This is a genomic window from Pseudomonas sp. NIBRBAC000502773 (genome assembly GCF_006517195.1).
GTDB lineage: Bacteria > Pseudomonadota > Gammaproteobacteria > Pseudomonadales > Pseudomonadaceae > Aquipseudomonas > Aquipseudomonas marginalis.
This window is the reverse complement of the sequence record NZ_CP041189.1, coordinates 4,083,828-4,100,498: the sequence shown is the minus strand read 5'-3', so window position 1 is coordinate 4,100,498 and position 16,671 is coordinate 4,083,828. Positions and strand designations below refer to the sequence as shown.

The following is a 16,671-nucleotide window of genomic DNA, read 5'->3' as shown; positions in this document are numbered from 1 at the left end:
CCCTCAAGGCTAAGGTTGTTCGGACATGGCCAATCGGGTGATTTCTGCCAGCCCGTTGTCGTTGAGCTGCACCGCCTGGGACTCGTTGACCAGGCTGATCCAGTTCGATTGCAGGAACAACTGCAACAGCCCCGCACCCAACGCGCCGCCCAGGTGCGGTCGCCGCTGGCTCCAATCGAAGCAGTCGCACACCAGTGGCGACGCCAGCGCCTGGGTGTAAATACCCAGGCCCGCCAGGTGCTGCGCGCCCTTGATCGTCACCTCAATGCGTTGTTCATGACGCTCGATCCACCCCGCCACCAACATCCGCTCATGCAGATCCGCCGCCACTTCGCCGCCGAGGTGGCCCTGGCACAGCCGCGCATGTCGCAACAATGGCGGCGCCACCAACACCGGCGGTGAAGCATGCGGCGCACTACGTGCGGCGCTGGCCAGGGTCGTACTGGCCAAGGCATCGATGGCGACGCTGACATCGGCCGCCGCCATGCGAAACAGCCGCTTGCCACGCCGGCCCTCGGTACGCAGCAAGCCACTCCCCGTCAGCCGTGCCAGATGGGCATTGGCCGAGGCAGGTGACAACCCGGCAAGCAGCGCCAGCTCCTCCGAGGACTTGGCCGAGCCGTCCATCAGGGACCAGAGCATGGCGGTGCGTTTGGGTTCGGCGAGCAAGCTGGCGATCTGACTGATGCATGGTGCTTCTTCCATCGATTCACTCCCTGTCGAATTATTTTTCTGCTGTGGTGGGCGCCAAAGTATAGGTGCGTAAATCAGCGGTTCCGCGGCGTCTGACAGCATGAATAGGGACATGAGCTGAGTGAAATTTCCTTGTGTGATGGAGGCTAATACGTCGTACCCAATCGCTCCGGCAATTGAGCGGTCAATGTCGCACAGCGCGACACGAGCATTTCCCGCAGCAGGTTGATGGGTTTGCTCAACTGGGCCCGATGGGCGCACAGCAAGTTGAGTGGTGTGCGCTCGCCACGCAATTCAGGCAAGACCAGGCGCAAGCGCCCGGCCAGCACATCGGTGCTCACATCCAGCCAGGATTTGTAGGCAATGCCCACGCCCGCCACCGCCCAGCGGCGCACCACATCGGCATCGTCGCTGAAGCGATCACCACCGACCGTGAGGCTGACTTCGCGTTTGCCATCGTGGAAGGTCCAGTGGTCATGCACTCGGCTGCCAAGCATGTAAAGCAAGCAATTGTGCTGGGCCAACTGCTCCAGCTGTCGCGGCTCGCCATAACGCGCGAGATAGCTGGGGGCTGCGCACAACACGCGAACGTTGTGCGGCGCGACGGGCAGGGCGATCAGGCTGGAGTCTTCGGGCTCGCCATAGCGCAGGGCAATGTCCACCGGCTGGCGGAACAGGTCGGCAATCCGATCGCCCAGCAACAGGCGCACGGTGAGTTGCGGGTACTCGTGCTGAAATTCGTCCAGCCAGGGCAGTAATTGGTTACGGCCAAAATCCGAAGGGGCCGAGAGTTGCAACACCCCGCTGACATGGTCCTGGCCACTGGCCAATAAGCGCCGTCCTTCGTCCAGGGCGCTCAATGCAGTTCGGGCATATTCCAGGAAACCCTCACCTTCGGCGGTCAGGCGCAGGCTGCGGGTGGAGCGCGCCAGCAAACGCGTGCCCAGCTGCTGTTCGATACGCTTGAGCGCCGCGCTGGCCACGGCGGGCGACAGGTCCATCACCCGCGCCGCCGCCGACAAACTGCCCAGGTCCGCGGCGCGTACAAACAACTGCAAATCATCAAAACGCAGCATTCAACCACCCATTATCAAAATATTATTGAAACAGAGTGCTGTTTTAGCCGCTTTTATCTTGCAGGGAAATGGCCAATCATCTGCCCATCCCGTTATCACGTGTCTGGAGTTGAATATGTCCACAGCCTTTAACGTCATCGCCACGCTGATCGCCAAACCTGGCCAACAGGCCACCTTGGAGCCGCTGCTGCGCGACCTGCTGGAACCCACCCGTCTTGAAGCCGGCTGCGAGCAATACGACCTGCACCAGGACCTGCAACACCCTGAGACCTTCTACATGCTCGAACGCTGGAGCGATGACGCCGCACTCGCCGACCACGACCAGAGCGCGCATATCCAACGTTTTCGCGCTAAAGCCGCTGATGTCATCGAATACTTCGAACTCAAGCGCCTGAAGTTTCTCGCCTGATCACTGCCTTTTTCCGGAGCTCCCATGAAAGCCATTGCCTACTACGCATCACTGCCGATCAACGATGAAAAATCCCTGCAAGACATCCAACTGCCGGAGCCCGTCGCCGGCCCCCGTGACCTGCTGGTAGAAGTCAAAGCCATCTCGGTCAACCCGGTGGACACCAAGGTGCGCCAGAACGTCGCCCCGGAGAACGGCGCGGCCAAAGTGCTGGGCTGGGACGTGGCCGGTGTGGTCAAGGCCGTCGGCAGTGAAGTGAGCCTGTTCAACGTCGGCGACAAGGTGTTCTACGCCGGTTCCCTGGTCCGCCCGGGCGCTAACAGCGAACTGCATACCGTGGATGAACGCATCGTCGGCCATATGCCCAAGAGCCTGGGCTTTGCCGAAGCCGCCGCGCTGCCGCTGACCGCCATCACCGCCTGGGAGCTGCTATTCGAACGCCTGCAAGTGCGTGAAGGTAAAGAGGCTGAAGGCCAGAGCCTGCTCATCGTCGGTGCCGCCGGAGGTGTGGGTTCGATCCTGACCCAACTGGCCAGCCAGCTCACCGCCTTGACGGTGATCGGCACCGCGTCGCGCCCGGAAACCCAGGAATGGACCAAGGCACTCGGCGCCGACCTGGTGATCGACCACAGCCAACCGCTGAGCGAAGCGCTGAAACAAGCCGGCCACCCGCAGGTGACCCACGTCGCCAGCCTGACCCAGACCGAGCATCACCTGGACCAACTGGTCGAAGCGCTGCAACCCCAAGGCAAGCTGGCGCTGATCGACGACCCCAAGGCGCTGGACGTGAGCAAACTCAAGCGCAAGAGCCTGTCGCTGCATTGGGAGTTCATGTACACGCGCTCGATGTTCGAGACCCCGGACATGATCGAGCAGCACAACCTGCTCAATCGCGTGGCCGAACTGATCGACGCCGGCACCTTGAAAACGACGGTGGGCGAGCACTTCGGTGTGATCAATGCGGCGAACCTGCGCCGTGCCCATGCCCTGCTGGAAAGCGGCAAGGCCAAGGGCAAGATCGTGCTTGAAGGGTTCTGAAGATAACGTCTGTCAGTGTCGTCCGTTATTCGTGTGAGTGATGGACGACACCGCTAGTCAGAGAGTTGATCTTTGTCATATTTGTGAGCGTATTCGGGTTTATATTGGCCGCCTTTGCCACGATTCTTTTACGTGAGGAAGTCAGCAATGAAAATCCTGATAAAAGCGTTAGCAAAATCCCCCGGCAATAAATGGCAGGTTCGCCTCGACGGCGATGCGTTCACCTTCCGCAGCGAGGCCGAGGCCCGCGCCTTCGCCGATACCCTGCAAGCCCGTATCCAGGCTCCTCACCGTTTTCCACTCAGCCAGCAACGCTCCGCCGCTGGCTGACCTGCATTTCAGCCCTGCGCCTGCGTGGCCCTTGCCCGTTGCAGGCGCTGGGTCGACATCGCAATCGTCACCGCCAACACACCGCACAAGCTGATGACCATCGCCATCGGCATCGCCGTGCCGTCGTGCAGCACGCCCACCAACGAAGCCGCCCCTGCCGCCACGCCAAACTGAATGCAACCGAGCAAGGCCGACGCGCTGCCGGCCCGGGCGCCCTGCCCGCTCATGGCGCAGGCCGAGGTGTTGGGCAGAATGCAGCCCAGGCTGGCGATACAGATGAACAGCGGTACCAGCAACGGCCATAACGCTTCGGTGCGCAAGGCCGCGATGCCCAACAGTGACAGCGCCGCCAGCAGATAGACCCACACCGTGCGCGACAGCAGAAACGCCGGGCCACGCTTGGCCAGCAGCCGCGCGTTAACCTGTGCAACCAGGATGAACCCGGCGGCGTTGGAGCCGAACAGCCAGCCGTAATGCTCGGCGGGCACGCCATAGAGTTTGATAAATACGAACGGGGAGCCGGCGATGTAGGCAAACATCCCGGCAATCGAAATGCCCCCGGTCAGGGCGTAACCGAGGTAGACCCGGTCTGACAACAGCGCGCCATAGCGGCGCAGCGACCCGGACAAGGGTTGACGCGGCTGGTGCGCCGGAAAGGTTTCCGGCAAACCGACCGCCACGGCAATCGCCGCCATCACGCTGAAGATCGACAGTGCGAGGAAAATCGACTGCCAGCCCCATAACCCGACCATCACCCCGCCTGCCAACGGCGCAAGGATCGGCGCCAGGCCGGTCACCAGCATCAGTTGCGAATACACCTTGGCCGAGCCCACCGCATCACATTTGTCACTGACCACGGCACGGGAAATCACCATGCCCGCACAACCGCCGAGGGCCTGCACGAAACGTGCGCCAATCAGCCATTCCAGGGACGGTGCGTATGCGCAGGCAAAGGACGCCAGGGTAAACAGGGTCACGCCGCTGAGCAGCGGGCCGCGTCGACCAAAGCGGTCTGCCAGTGGGCCGTAGATCAGTTGGCCGATGGCCAGGCCGGCGAAATACACCGCCAGGGTCAGCTGGATATGTTTTTCGTCGGTCCCGAAGGCCGTCGCCATGGCAGGAAAGCCCGGCAGGTAGAAATCGATCGCCAGCGGCGCGAAGGCGCTCAAGGCGCCCAGAATCAGGATTATGCGAAGGTTCATCAGGCACCCAAGTGTGTCGGCAGCCCGACAGTTTAGCCGCGCTTGGGTGCATTGAATACGATAGCTCGCTAACTATTTGAATGGGTCAGGCGAGCTTGGCGCTGTAGCCCTCTTCGCTGATCAGGCTGATCACTTCCTCGGCAGACAGGCGGCTTTCGACGCCCACCTCTTTCGCCGCCAGGTCGACCTTCACGCTGGCCGCCGGATCCTGGCTCTGCACCGCCTGGGTCACGGCCCGAACGCAGTGGCCGCAGGTCATTCCTTCAACGCTGAATATTTGCATGACATGACTCCTTTGATGAGGTTGAACCCAGTCTTGACCTTGCCACGATGGCAAGGTCAAGTTCTGAAACTTTCGGCCGGGCTGGTATTACACCGCGGCGTCGGCCAAGCTTCACCCATCTTCGATTGAAACCACGGAGCATTCGCCATGCGCTGGTCGTTTTTTGGCCTTGTCGGCCTGATGAGCTTGTCTGCCGCTGCGCCCCAGGCCCTCGCCGCAGAAGACTATGCGGTGCTGATCATTTCCCGCGAACGCCTGGAAGTACCGACCAATTGCGAGATCGGCCTGTACATCCAGGACCAGTTGGCCGGGCGCCTGTTCCAGGAACAGTCCACCTCGTTCAACCTGCCCGCCGGCAATGTGTCGCTACGCCTGAAACTGCTGCCGGGCCAGTCACCGGGTTGCTTGCCGGGCCTGCTCGCGCCGCCGGCGCAGAACATCACGCTCAAGGCCGGTGACGTACGCAAGTTGCGCATTGCCCAGGGCCCGGAAGGCATGTACCTCAAACCCGCCGCACTGGAATACTGAAGACGCTTGACCTTCCCCGCAGGTCAAGGTTGATCCTAGGGGCAACTTCTCTGGAGGACTGCCCCATGAATGGATCCACCACCTTTGACCTGCCCATCGGCGGCATGACCTGCGCCAGTTGCGCCGGGCGTGTCGAGCGCGCGCTGGGCAAAGTGCCGGGGGTGCAAAGCGTCAGCGTCAACCTGGCCAACGAGCGCGCCCACGTTGAAGTGCTGGGCCAGATCGACCCGGCCGTGCTGATCGCCGCCGTCGACAAAGCCGGCTACACCGCCAGCCTGCCGCAAAGCGAAACCAGGACCGAGGCCGATCAGGCCCAACGCCTGCACCGCGAGCGCTGGTCGCTGCTGCTGGCGATTGTGCTGGCATTGCCTCTGGTTCTGCCGATGCTGGTGCAACCCTTCGGCCTGCACTGGATGCTGCCGGCCTGGGTGCAGTTCCTCCTGGCGACCCCGGTGCAATTCATCTTCGGTGCACGCTTCTATATCGCAGCCTGGAAGGCCGTGCGGGCCGGCGCCGGCAATATGGACCTGCTGGTGGCCATCGGCACCAGCGCCGGTTACGGCCTGAGTCTCTATGAATGGCTGACCGCGCCCGCGGGCACCATGCCCCATCTGTACTTCGAAGCGTCGGCCGTGGTGATCGCCCTGGTGCTGCTCGGTAAATACCTGGAGAGCCGCGCCAAACGCCAGACCGCCAGCGCCATCCGCGCCCTGGAAGCCCTGCGCCCTGAACGCGCGATGCGTGTACAGGCTGGCCGCGAGGAGGATGTGGCCATCAGCGCGCTCAAACTCGATGACCTGGTGCTGGTCAAACCCGGCGAGCGCTTCCCGGTGGACGGTGAAGTGGTAGAAGGCCAGAGCCATGCCGATGAGGCACTGATCAGCGGCGAAAGCCTGCCGGTGCCGAAACAGCCCGGCGACGCCGTCACCGGCGGTGCCATCAATGGTGAAGGTCGCCTGCTGGTGCGCACCACCGCGCTCGGTGCCGAAAGCGTACTGGCGCGCATCATCCGCCTGGTGGAAGACGCCCAGGCCGCCAAGGCACCGATTCAGAAGCTGGTGGATAAAGTCAGCCAGGTATTCGTGCCGACCGTGCTGGTCTTGGCGTTGATCACGCTGGTGGGCTGGTGGCTGTACGGTGCGCCGCTGGAGACCGCGATCATCAACGCCGTGGCGGTGCTTGTGATCGCCTGCCCGTGCGCACTCGGGCTGGCTACACCGACCGCCATCATGGCCGGCACCGGCGTGGCCGCGCGCTACGGCATCCTGATCAAGGACGCCGAAGCGCTGGAGCGTGCCCATGAAGTAAGCACCGTGGTGTTCGACAAAACCGGCACTCTAACTTCCGGCACCCCGAAAATTGCCCATTTGGCGGCAGTGGATGGCGATGAAGCCACATTGCTGCAACAGGCCGGTGCGCTGCAACGCGGCAGCGAACACCCGCTAGCCAATGCCGTGCTGGATGCATGCAGCGAGCAAGGGCTGACGGTGGCGCACGTAAGCACCAGCCAATCCCTGACTGGACGTGGCATTGCCGGCACCCTCGACGGGCGCCAACTGGCCCTGGGAAATCGGCGCCTGCTGGAAGAAAGCGGCCTGGACGCGGGTGGGCTGGCCGACTCTGCCACGGCCTGGGAGGCCGAGGGCCGCACCTTGTCCTGGCTGATCGAGCAAGGCGCGCAACCCCGTGTGCTCGGGCTGTTTGCCTTTGGTGACACGCTCAAGCCTGGCGCTCTGGAAGCGGTGGCACAACTCAAGGCCCGGCACATCGGCAGCCACTTGCTCACCGGCGATAATCGCGGCAGCGCCCGCGTAGTCGCCGAAGCGCTGGGCATCGATGACGTACACGCCGAAGTCCTGCCCGCCGATAAAGCCGCCACCGTCGCCGAACTGAAAAAAACCGGCGTGGTGGCCATGGTCGGCGACGGCATCAACGACGCCCCGGCCCTGGCTGCCGCCGACATCGGTATCGCCATGGGCGGTGGCACGGACGTGGCCATGCATGCCGCCGGTATCACCCTGATGCGCGGCGACCCACGCCTGGTCCCGGCCGCCCTGGAGATCAGCCGCAAGACCTACGCCAAAATCCGCCAGAACCTGTTCTGGGCCTTTGTGTATAACTTGATCGGCATTCCCCTGGCCGCATTCGGCCTGCTCAATCCGGTGCTTGCAGGTGCGGCCATGGCCTTGTCCAGCGTCAGTGTCGTGAGCAATGCCTTGCTGTTGAAAACGTGGAAACCCAAGGAATTGGAGGATCAACACCCATGAACATCGGCCAAGCCGCCCGGCAAAGCGGGCTGAGCGCGAAGATGATTCGCTACTACGAATCCATCGGCCTGTTGAAAGCCGCCCATCGCACCGACAGCGGCTACCGCATCTACGGCACCGACGACCTGCACACCCTGGCGTTTATCAAACGCTCGCGGGACCTGGGGTTTTCATTGGAAGAGGTGGGCAAACTGCTGACCCTGTGGCAGGACCGGCAACGGGCCAGCGCCGATGTGAAAGCCCTGGCGCGCCAACATATCGATGAGCTGAACCAGAAGATCCTGGAGTTGGGGCAACTGCGCGATACGTTGCAGGACCTGGTGGAACACTGCCACGGGGATGACCGGCCGGATTGTCCGATTCTCAAGGAGTTGGCGTCGGGAAGCTGCTGCGCGTGAGGCTCTAACTGACTAACTACAAAACCAATGTGGGAGGGGGCTTGCCCCCTCCCACATTTTGATCCTCATCCAGCCACGGATCACTGCATCCAGGGCGGCGGCGGCGGTTCTTCCGACGCTTTGCTCGGTGGCGCATCATCCGCCGCCCGAATGGCCTGGCGCCGTTCTTCGTCCAGCCTTGCCGCTTCGATCTCGCGGATCACACCGCCCACGTCCGCCAGCTCTTCCGGCTCGTCGAACTCGCCGGTCAAGACGCTGGCCGGGTGCAAGGTGCCGGCTTCGTAGAGTGCCCACATTTCCTTGGCGTACTTGGTCTTCTTCAACTCCGGGGCAAAACGCCCGAAGTAGGAAGCCATGTTGCCCACATCCCGCTCCAGCATGTTGAACGCGTGGTTGTTGCCCGCCGCATCCACCGCCTGGGGCAGGTCGATGATGACCGGACCGGTCGGCGTGAGCAGCACGTTGAACTCGGACAGGTCACCGTGCACCAGGCCGGTACACAGCATCAGCACGATCTGGGAAATCAGGAAGGCGTGGTATTCACGCGCCTGATCCGGCTCCAAGGTCACGTCATTCAGGCGTGGCGCGGCATCGCCGTACTCGTCGGCCACCAGCTCCATCAACAACACGCCTTCGAGGAAGTCGTATGGCTTGGGCACGCGAACGCCCGCACCGGCCAGGCGGAACAACGCCGCCACTTCGGCGTTCTGCCAGGCATCTTCGGTTTCTTTCTTGCCGAATTTCGAGCCCTTGGCCATGGCCCGGGCCTGCCGGCTGTTACGGACCTTACGGCCTTCCTGGTATTCGGACGCTTGACGAAAACTTCGTTTGTTCGCCTCCTTGTAAACCTTGGCGCAACGCAATTCATTGCCGCAGCGCACCACATAAACAGCTGCTTCTTTACCACTCATGAGTGGGCGCAGCACTTCGTCGACCAGACCGTCTTCGATCAGGGGTTCAATGCGTTTAGGAGTCTTCATCAGCTTTTATTGTGGGTCCTTTATTACCAAATACGCGTATGGCACTCGTTATACGGCAATCGGCTCGCCGGTGGGAGGGGCTACCGACCTCTGACCACTCAAGAATGCATCCAATATGCCAATTTCGGCGAATTCACCGTTCGATGATCGCCGTCACGCCCTGGCCGCCGGCGGCGCAGATCGAAATCAGCCCGCGCCCCTTGCCCGCCGCGTCGAGCAACTTGGCCAGGTTGGCGACAATGCGCCCACCGGTGGCGGCAAACGGATGCCCGGCCGCCAGGGAACTGCCCTTGACGTTCAGGCGGCTGCGATCGATGGCCCCTAACGGGGCGTCCAGCCCGAGGCGCGTCTTGCAGTAGTCCGCATCCTCCCAGGCCTTGAGCGTGCACAACACCTGGGCCGCGAATGCTTCGTGGATCTCGTAGTAATCAAAGTCCTGCAGCGTCAGGCCATTCCTCGCAAGCAAACGTGGCACCGCATACACCGGCGCCATCAGCAGGCCTTCGGCGCCGTTGACGAAATCCACCGCCGCCGCTTCGCCATCGCGCAGGTACGCCAGGATCGGCAAACCACGCGCCTGGGCCCACGCCTCGCTGCCCAACAGCACCAGGGATGCACCGTCGGTGAGCGGTGTGGAATTGCCGGCCGTGAGCGTGCCTTTTTCGCTGCGTTCGAACGCGGGCTTGAGTGCGGCGAGTTTCTCCAGGCTCAGGTCGGGGCGCAGGTTGTTGTCGCGGGTCAGGCCAAGAAACGGCGTGAGCAGATCGTTATGCCAGCCTTCGGCATAGGCAGCGGCCATTTTCTGGTGGCTCTCTAGGGCGAGCTGGTCCTGCTCGGCGCGGGGAATCTGCCAGGTCTGTGCCATCAATTCGCAATGCTGGCCCATGGACAAACCGGTGCGCGGCTCGCCATTACGCGGCAGCTCAGGCTTGAGGTGCTGGGGACGAAGTTGTAACAGGACTTTTAATTTATCCGCCATGGACTTGCTGCGATTGGCTTGCAGCAGGATCTTGCGCAGCCCTTCATTCACGCCGATAGGCGCGTCGGAGGTGGTATCCACCCCTCCGGCAATCCCGCATTCAATCTGGCCCAGGGCGATCTTGTTGGCCACCAGCAATGCCGCCTCCAGCCCCGTGCCGCACGCCTGCTGAATGTCATAGGCCGGGGTTTGCGGCGACAGGCGTGAACCCAGCACGCATTCACGGGTGAGGTTGAAGTCGCGGGAATGCTTGAGCACCGCGCCGGCGGCCACCTCGCCCATGCGCAGGCCGTGCAGGTTGTAGCGCTCGATCAGGCCCTCCAGGGCCGCGGTCAGCATCGCCTGGTTGCTCGCCGTGGCGTAAGGGCCATTGGAGCGGGCGAACGGAATGCGGTTACCGCCAATGATCGCTACACGGCGCAATTGAGTCATGGAAAGCTCCCTGTCGGTTGTGGTCTGGATAACTGAGCCTAGTCGAACGACTGCTACCCTGGGATGGTCAACCCTTTGAACCCCAGCCTTCGGAGAGCGTTCCATGTCTGACCGTTATATCGACTTCGCCAACTCAAGCCTCGGCCATCGCCTGGTCGCCGCCCTTGGCCTGCCGTCACCGGTACGCCTGGAACGCTGGCAAGCCGGGCGCCTGCGCCCGGTGGAAGGTGCGCTGTTACTGGGTGGTGGCGCGCTGGCAACGAACGTGAAAGCGTTTGCCAACCGGCTCACCGACGCCATTTACACCTACGGCGCCGACACTTCGACCTGGATTCCCGGCCATGGCCCCAAGCTCAAGGCCGTGGTATTCGATGCCAGCGACCTGCAACACACCGACCAGCTCAAGCAACTGCGTGAGTTTTTCCAACCGTTGCTGAAAAACCTGGATAACAGTGCACACCTGGTGATCCTCGGCCGCGCGCCGGAAAGCCTCAGCGACCCATTCGCCGCCAGCGCCCAGCGCGCCCTCGAAGGTTTCAGCCGGTCACTGGCCAAGGAACTGCGCAACGGCGGCGTGCTGCAATTGCTCTACGTCGGCGACGGTGCCGAAGACCAACTGGAAGGCGCGCTGCGCTTCTTCCTCTCACCGAAAAGCGCCTATATCTCCGGCCAGGTGATTCGCCTCAAGGCCTGTGCCACGCCCGTCGAAGACTGGACTCGCCCCCTCGCCGGGCGCAAGGCATTGGTCACCGGCGCAGCCCGTGGCATTGGCGCGTCCATCGCCGAAACCCTGGCCCGCGACGGCGCCGAAGTGATCCTGCTCGACGTGCCCCAGGCCAAGGCCGACCTCGAGGCCCTGGCCGCACGCCTGGGTGCGCGCACCGTGGTGCTGGATATCTGCGCCGAAGACGCCGCCGGCCAGTTGATCGAACACCTGCCCGACGGCCTCGACATCCTGGTGCACAACGCCGGGATCACCCGTGACAAGACCCTGGCCAACATGACCCCGGAATACTGGGACGCAGTGCTGGCGGTCAACCTCAATGCCCCGCAAGTGCTGACCAAGGCACTGCTGGACAGCGGCACCCTGCGCGACAACGCCCGTGTGGTGGTGCTGGCCTCCATCAGCGGCATCGCCGGCAACCGTGGGCAAACCAACTATGCCGCGAGCAAGGCCGGCTTGATCGGCCTGGTGCAGGCGTGGGCGCCGTTGCTGGAGGAACGCGGGATCAGCATCAACGCCGTAGCCCCCGGCTTCATCGAAACCCAGATGACCGCGCATATTCCATTTGCACTGCGTGAAGCCGGGCGGCGCATGAGTTCCCTGGGCCAGGGCGGTTTGCCGCAGGACGTCGCCGAAGCCGTGGCCTGGCTGAGCCAGCCGGGTTCCGGGGCGGTCAGCGGGCAAGCGCTGCGGGTATGTGGGCAAAGTCTATTGGGAGCGTAAGCATGGATTGGCAAACCTTAGGCAATACGCCGTTTCTGCCACCGCTGTATTGGCGGGCAGCGCTCAAGCGCAAGATCACCGGCAACACACTGCCCGAGCAAGGGCTGCGCTGCCGGGTCGGCGTCAACCCCAGGGACGTAGCGGCCTATCGCAAGGTCTGCGGTTTTGTCGAGAGCCCCATCCTGCCGGCGACTTATCCACACATCCTGGCGTTCGGCTTGCAGATGCAGTTACTCACCGCCAAGGCCTTTCCCTTCCCGCTGCTGGGGCTGATTCACCTGAGCAATCGCATCCGCATCCATAGGCCCCTGGGCAGCATCAACGAAATGTTCATCGGCGTACACGCGCAAAACCTCCAGCCCCACGCCAAGGGCGCAACGTTTGACGTGGTGACCTGCGCCGAGGATTCTCTGGGCGTGTTGTGGGAAGCCGAGAGCCGGATGCTCTGTCGCGGCGTGAAACTCGACGGCGACGCGGCGGATGACACGCCCCCTGCACCTGTACCTGCACAGGTCAGCGAGCTGACGCGCTGGGCAGCCCCCGCCGATATCGGCCGCCGCTACGCGCGGGTATCCGGCGACTACAATCCCATCCACCTGAGTGCGCTGACCGCCAAAGGGTTTGGCTTTCCCCAGGCGATCGCCCATGGGTTGTGGAACAAGGCACGCACGCTGGCGGCCCTCGGTGAGCACCTGCCCGCCGCGAATGTGGAAATAGAGGTGGTGTTCAAGAAACCGGTGCGCCTGCCCAGCGAAGTGATACTGCACAGCAGCGCTGCCGGTTCCAGTGGTGAATTGTGGTTGAAAGGGGCGGGTGACATTGAACATATGGCCGGTAAGTGGCGGCCCATCGGGTAAAAACCCTGATTAATTGTATATATATGCCCTAAGTAATAGCGGACGTGTTCACGTCCGCTATTTTTATTCAACCCGTTGAATCAAAACATATATATATCCTGATACACCCTCTCCCTACACCCTTCTCATTAATCACTAAGCGGATGTTTCGACCCTTCTATATAAATCGTTAATACCAACTTGAGCATTGAGAGAACGCCAACCTGGGTCTGTGATGAACACACGGACAAACGCATCGCTATCCAAGAAATAACGAGCGTTTGATGACAACCAAGGTTGTACAGGTGCAGGGAACTCAATCATGAAAACTCAAGTAGTGTTTTGGAGAGCAAGTACCGCGCTGGCCCTGGCAATAGCAATGACGCTGGGCGGCTGCAGCAGCGGTGGCGGCGGGCATCACAGCAGCGGCTCTGCGTCCTCGGACCCTGCTGCCACGGGTGGCACGGACGGCGGGACCGGTGGAGGAACAGGTGGCACTGGTGGCGGCACAGGCGGAACCGGTGGAGGAACCGGCGGCACGGGCGGCGGCACAGGCGGAACCGGTGGAGGAACCGGCGGCACGGGTGGCGGCACAGGCGGAACCGGCAGCACGCTGGTCACCGCAGGCGTGGTCGACACCGTCGGCAGCACCGTAACCGATCTCGGCGGCACCGTCAGCAGCCTGGGTACCACCCTCGGCAGCCTGCCGATCGTAGGCGCAACCGCCGACGGCCTGGTGACCGCGACCGGCACCGCCGTGGGCAGTATCGGTGATGGCCTGTCGGAAGGCCTGGGCTCGCTGGGTACCGACAGCAACGCTTTGGGCACAACCCTCGCCGGCGTGGGCAACGGCGTTTCTGACCTGGGCGATGGGGTAAGCGTCACAGGGGACAACGTCGCCACCTTGCTCGGGAGAGTGCCGGTGGTGAGAACCGCCGCCCCAGCAGTGGGCGGCGTGGTCAATAAAGTCGGCAATGCCGTGACCATGCTCGGCGATACATTAAGCACTGCCAGCACTACCGGCCCGTTGGGTTCGGTCACGGATACCGTTGGCGCACGAGTCCTGGTACCCGTGGTGTCCCTGTTGGAAAACACCACCGGCAAAGTCGGCAGCACGACCGGCCTGGGCAGCCCGGTCGGCGGCCTGCTGCAAAAAGTCGGCGGTACTGTCGACGGCCTTGGCGATAAAGTCGCCAGTACCGGCAACAATCCTGTGACTGACGTAGTAGGCAACGTGCTCAATGGCGTGGGCACCACGGTTGGCACGGCCAGCGGTTATGTCGCCTCGAACGGCGGCGGGACGGGTGGCAGTCCTAACTCACTGGGCCTGGCGGAACTGGTCGGCGGCGTGATCGCAGGCGCCAGCAGCGGCCTGAATGCGGGCAGTACCAATGGAGTGGTGAGCGCTACCGGCGTCACAGGCGTCAAGGCCGGCGGCACCGTGGCATCCCTGGGTACCCTGCTCGGCGGCAATGGCGTACCGAACGCAACGGCCGGTGCGGCGGTTGCCCCGATCACCAACACCCTCGGCGTCGCACTCAACCCTGTCACCAGCGGTGTACAGAGCCTCACCCAAACCGTCGGCGGGGCCACGGGCCTGGGTGCGCCGGTCAACGGGCTGGTCACCAACGTGGGCGGCGCGGTCGGCAGCCTGGGCGGACAAATCAGCGCTACCAACGCCAACCCGGTCACCAACGCCTTGGGCGGCACCGTGAGCGCAGTGGGTGGCACCGTGGCGTCGGTCGGCGGCCTTGTGACCGGCGGCACAGGCAGTGGTGGAGGCCTGCCCGGCGGCGGTCTCAGCGTGGGCGCCAACACAACGACCAGCGCAGGCGCCACGGCAAACGGTGGTGTACTGGGCGGGATTCTCGGTGGCCTGACCGGCACAAAATAGAATTGCACCTGGCCGATTAGACGGCCTCATCTACAGCGCCTACGCTTGGTTGAGACGAGAGATCCCATCCATCTCTCGTCTTTTTTATGGGCCATCGAGAGGCCTATGAAAAACACCCGAACCGCGCCCCAGAGCCCGGCGGGCGTCTGCAAAACGCCGCTGCAGTTTTGACCATGGAGTGTCCTATGCGCGCTTTGACACCGTTGTTATTGCTCACCCTCAGTGCTTATGCCCACGCCGATACTCTTCCCAGCTTCCTCAACAGCAACGACACCATCCGCAACCTGCCCGTACCCAACCTGCCCGCCGATGCCTACCGTCCGGCTCCCACGCAGACCCAATTGCCGGTGCCCGCCGACACAGCGGCGCAGCCCTTGCGGATGGACACCAACGTGACCATCCGCAAACTGCAGATCGACGGCGGCACGGTCTATCCGCTCAAGGACGTGGCCCAGGTCTTCGAGCCCTTGATTGGCCACGAAACCAACCTCGCGCAACTGATCGAGGCCACGCGCCGCATCACCCTGCGCTACCAGAAGGATGGCTATCTGTTGTCCTACGCCTTCCTGCCGGAGCAACGCTTCGAAAACGGCCTGGTGCGCGTGGTGCTGGTGGAGGGTTATATCCGCGATTACAACGTGCAGGGCGATATCGGTTCGGTGTCGTCCTACGTCGACAAGCTGGCACAAAAGCTCAAGGCCGAACGCCCGCTTACCCGCAAGACCTTCGAGCGCTATACCACCCTGATGAGCAGCATCCCCGGGGTGACGCTGCAGGCTCAGGTACCACCGCCCGGCACCACCGATGGCGGCACCCACATGCAAATCAGCGCCAGCCGCAAACCCTTCACCACCAGCATGAGCCTGAACGAGAACAGCCGAGGCGGTACCCAGGCGCTCCTGACGGCCACCAGCAACGCGTGGACATCCATGGGCGAACAATTGAGCGTCAGTGGCCTGTTCCCACCGGGAGACGATAAAGAACATTACTACCGTGCCGCCTACAGCCAGTTCATCAATGCCGAAGGCACCCAGTGGGTGCTGTCGGGTGAACGCTACCGCGCCGATCCACGTACCCGCCTGCAACTGGGCGGCGGCTTCGAACTCAAGCCACACCAGGCAATTGACCGTTACTCCATCGGCCTCAGCCACCCGTTGATCGCCTCGCCCAATGAATCTCTGAACCTCGGCGCGCGCTATTACGCCGTCGACCAGACCACTCGCTACCAACTGGTGGGGTTCCCGCAACGCCTGGCGCTGCAAACCGACCTGCGCGCCCTGGCCGTCGAGGGCGACTGGCGCAAGGCCGACACCACCCAACTACGCATCCTCAGCGCCGGGCTCTACCAAGGCACCCACGCGATGGGAGCCAAGGCCCGCAGCGACTTCGGCGGCCTCAAGCCCGACCTCGACTTCTTCCGCCTGCGCCTGTCCGGCGTGCAAAGCAACACGCTGTTCGGTAACTGGCAAGGCGTGGTTTCCGGCGCCCTCTACTGGAGCGACGACACCTTGCCCGACAGCGAGCGCGCCACCTTTGGCGGGCAGAACTTCGGCCGTGGCTACCCCGATGATCAAGGCTCCGGCGACAAGGGCTGGGGCATGGCCTACGAGATCAACTACAGCTACAACCGCGCCGGCGACTGGGTGCGCATCCTGCAACCCTACGTGGTGCTCGACCGCGCCCGGACCTGGTTCAACGACTTGCCGATCAAGCACAACGACATGTCATCGGCCGCTGTGGGAATGCGCTTTGGCGACGCCAAGTACTACAACATCGCCCTCGAAGCGGCCAAGCCGATGTCAGACGTGGCACTCGACAACTTCAATCGCAAGCCGCGCTATATGTTGAGTTTCAGCTATCAGCTGTGACGCAGGCGCCT

At 62.9% G+C, this 16,671-nt stretch carries 16 protein-coding genes; 10 read left to right on the top strand and 6 right to left on the bottom strand.

Annotated elements, in window-relative coordinates:
• Positions 1–9: 9 nt before the first annotated feature.
• Together NIBR502773_RS18795 and NIBR502773_RS18790 are read right to left on the bottom strand one after the other, a co-directional pair.
• Positions 10–705 (bottom strand): helix-turn-helix transcriptional regulator, encoded by a 696-nt coding sequence (locus tag NIBR502773_RS18795; protein WP_065940971.1) that lies wholly within the window; start codon positions 703–705, stop codon positions 10–12.
• 134 nt (positions 706–839) lie between these two features.
• Positions 840–1,769, bottom strand: a complete 930-nt coding sequence (locus NIBR502773_RS18790; RefSeq protein ID WP_141156662.1) for a LysR family transcriptional regulator — start codon at positions 1,767–1,769, stop codon at positions 840–842.
• A 115-nt stretch (positions 1,770–1,884) separates the two neighbouring features.
• Here NIBR502773_RS18790 and NIBR502773_RS18785 point away from each other — a divergent pair, with 115 nt between their 5' ends.
• From NIBR502773_RS18785 to NIBR502773_RS18775, 3 genes are all read left to right on the top strand, one after another.
• Positions 1,885–2,178 (top strand): putative quinol monooxygenase, encoded by a 294-nt coding sequence (locus tag NIBR502773_RS18785; protein ID WP_141156661.1) that lies wholly within the window; start codon positions 1,885–1,887, stop codon positions 2,176–2,178.
• 24 nt (positions 2,179–2,202) lie between these two features.
• Complete coding sequence (locus tag NIBR502773_RS18780) at positions 2,203–3,216, top strand: zinc-binding alcohol dehydrogenase family protein (RefSeq protein WP_141156660.1); 1,014 nt, start codon at positions 2,203–2,205, stop codon at positions 3,214–3,216.
• Positions 3,217–3,363: 147 nt separating this feature from the next.
• Complete coding sequence (locus tag NIBR502773_RS18775; protein ID WP_027607955.1) at positions 3,364–3,546, top strand: hypothetical protein; 183 nt, start codon at positions 3,364–3,366, stop codon at positions 3,544–3,546.
• Positions 3,547–3,554: 8 nt separating this feature from the next.
• On the opposite strand, the gene NIBR502773_RS18770 is transcribed toward NIBR502773_RS18775, so the two are convergent.
• The gene (locus tag NIBR502773_RS18770; protein WP_027607956.1) at positions 3,555–4,748 is read right to left on the bottom strand and encodes a multidrug effflux MFS transporter; all 1,194 of its coding nucleotides are present in this window, start codon (positions 4,746–4,748) and stop codon (positions 3,555–3,557) included.
• Positions 4,749–4,833: 85 nt separating this feature from the next.
• Positions 4,834–5,031: a heavy-metal-associated domain-containing protein gene (locus NIBR502773_RS18765; RefSeq protein WP_027607957.1), complete on the bottom strand. Its 198-nt coding sequence runs from the start codon at positions 5,029–5,031 to the stop codon at positions 4,834–4,836.
• Positions 5,032–5,178: 147 nt separating this feature from the next.
• Between NIBR502773_RS18765 and NIBR502773_RS18760 the strand changes: the two genes are divergently transcribed.
• The 3 genes from NIBR502773_RS18760 to cueR all read left to right on the top strand — a co-directional run bounded on the left by NIBR502773_RS18760 (position 5,179) and on the right by cueR (position 8,224).
• Positions 5,179–5,559, top strand: coding sequence for a hypothetical protein (locus NIBR502773_RS18760; protein ID WP_027607958.1), 381 nt, complete (start codon positions 5,179–5,181; stop codon positions 5,557–5,559).
• Positions 5,560–5,624: 65 nt separating this feature from the next.
• Positions 5,625–7,826 (top strand): cation-translocating P-type ATPase, encoded by a 2,202-nt coding sequence (locus NIBR502773_RS18755; protein WP_141156659.1) that lies wholly within the window; start codon positions 5,625–5,627, stop codon positions 7,824–7,826.
• Complete coding sequence (gene cueR, locus NIBR502773_RS18750; RefSeq protein WP_027607960.1) at positions 7,823–8,224, top strand: Cu(I)-responsive transcriptional regulator; 402 nt, start codon at positions 7,823–7,825, stop codon at positions 8,222–8,224. The genes NIBR502773_RS18755 and cueR overlap by 4 nt, the downstream gene beginning before the upstream one ends.
• 80 nt (positions 8,225–8,304) lie before the next feature.
• Here the strand turns inward: cueR and NIBR502773_RS18745 are convergent, their stop codons facing one another.
• Positions 8,305–9,204, bottom strand: coding sequence for a PA4780 family RIO1-like protein kinase (locus tag NIBR502773_RS18745; protein ID WP_027607961.1), 900 nt, complete (start codon positions 9,202–9,204; stop codon positions 8,305–8,307).
• A 133-nt stretch (positions 9,205–9,337) separates the two neighbouring features.
• A complete protein-coding gene (locus NIBR502773_RS18740; protein WP_074848679.1) occupies positions 9,338–10,615 on the bottom strand; it encodes an acetyl-CoA C-acetyltransferase in 1,278 nt (425 codons plus the stop codon).
• Positions 10,616–10,718: 103 nt separating this feature from the next.
• On the opposite strand from NIBR502773_RS18740, the gene NIBR502773_RS18735 reads away from it, so the two are divergent.
• The 4 genes from NIBR502773_RS18735 (at position 10,719) to NIBR502773_RS18720 (ending at position 16,660) form a co-directional block, all read left to right on the top strand.
• Complete coding sequence (locus NIBR502773_RS18735; RefSeq protein WP_141156658.1) at positions 10,719–12,062, top strand: 3-oxoacyl-ACP reductase; 1,344 nt, start codon at positions 10,719–10,721, stop codon at positions 12,060–12,062.
• A 2-nt stretch (positions 12,063–12,064) separates the two neighbouring features.
• Positions 12,065–12,919 (top strand): MaoC family dehydratase, encoded by an 855-nt coding sequence (locus tag NIBR502773_RS18730; protein WP_141156657.1) that lies wholly within the window; start codon positions 12,065–12,067, stop codon positions 12,917–12,919.
• 301 nt (positions 12,920–13,220) lie between these two features.
• Entirely contained in the window at positions 13,221–14,792 is a 1,572-nt protein-coding gene (locus tag NIBR502773_RS18725) for a collagen-like triple helix repeat-containing protein (RefSeq protein WP_141156656.1), read from the top strand.
• A gap of 185 nt (positions 14,793–14,977) precedes the next feature.
• Entirely contained in the window at positions 14,978–16,660 is a 1,683-nt protein-coding gene (locus tag NIBR502773_RS18720) for a ShlB/FhaC/HecB family hemolysin secretion/activation protein (protein WP_141156655.1), read from the top strand.
• The last annotated feature ends 11 nt before the right edge of the window (positions 16,661–16,671 follow it).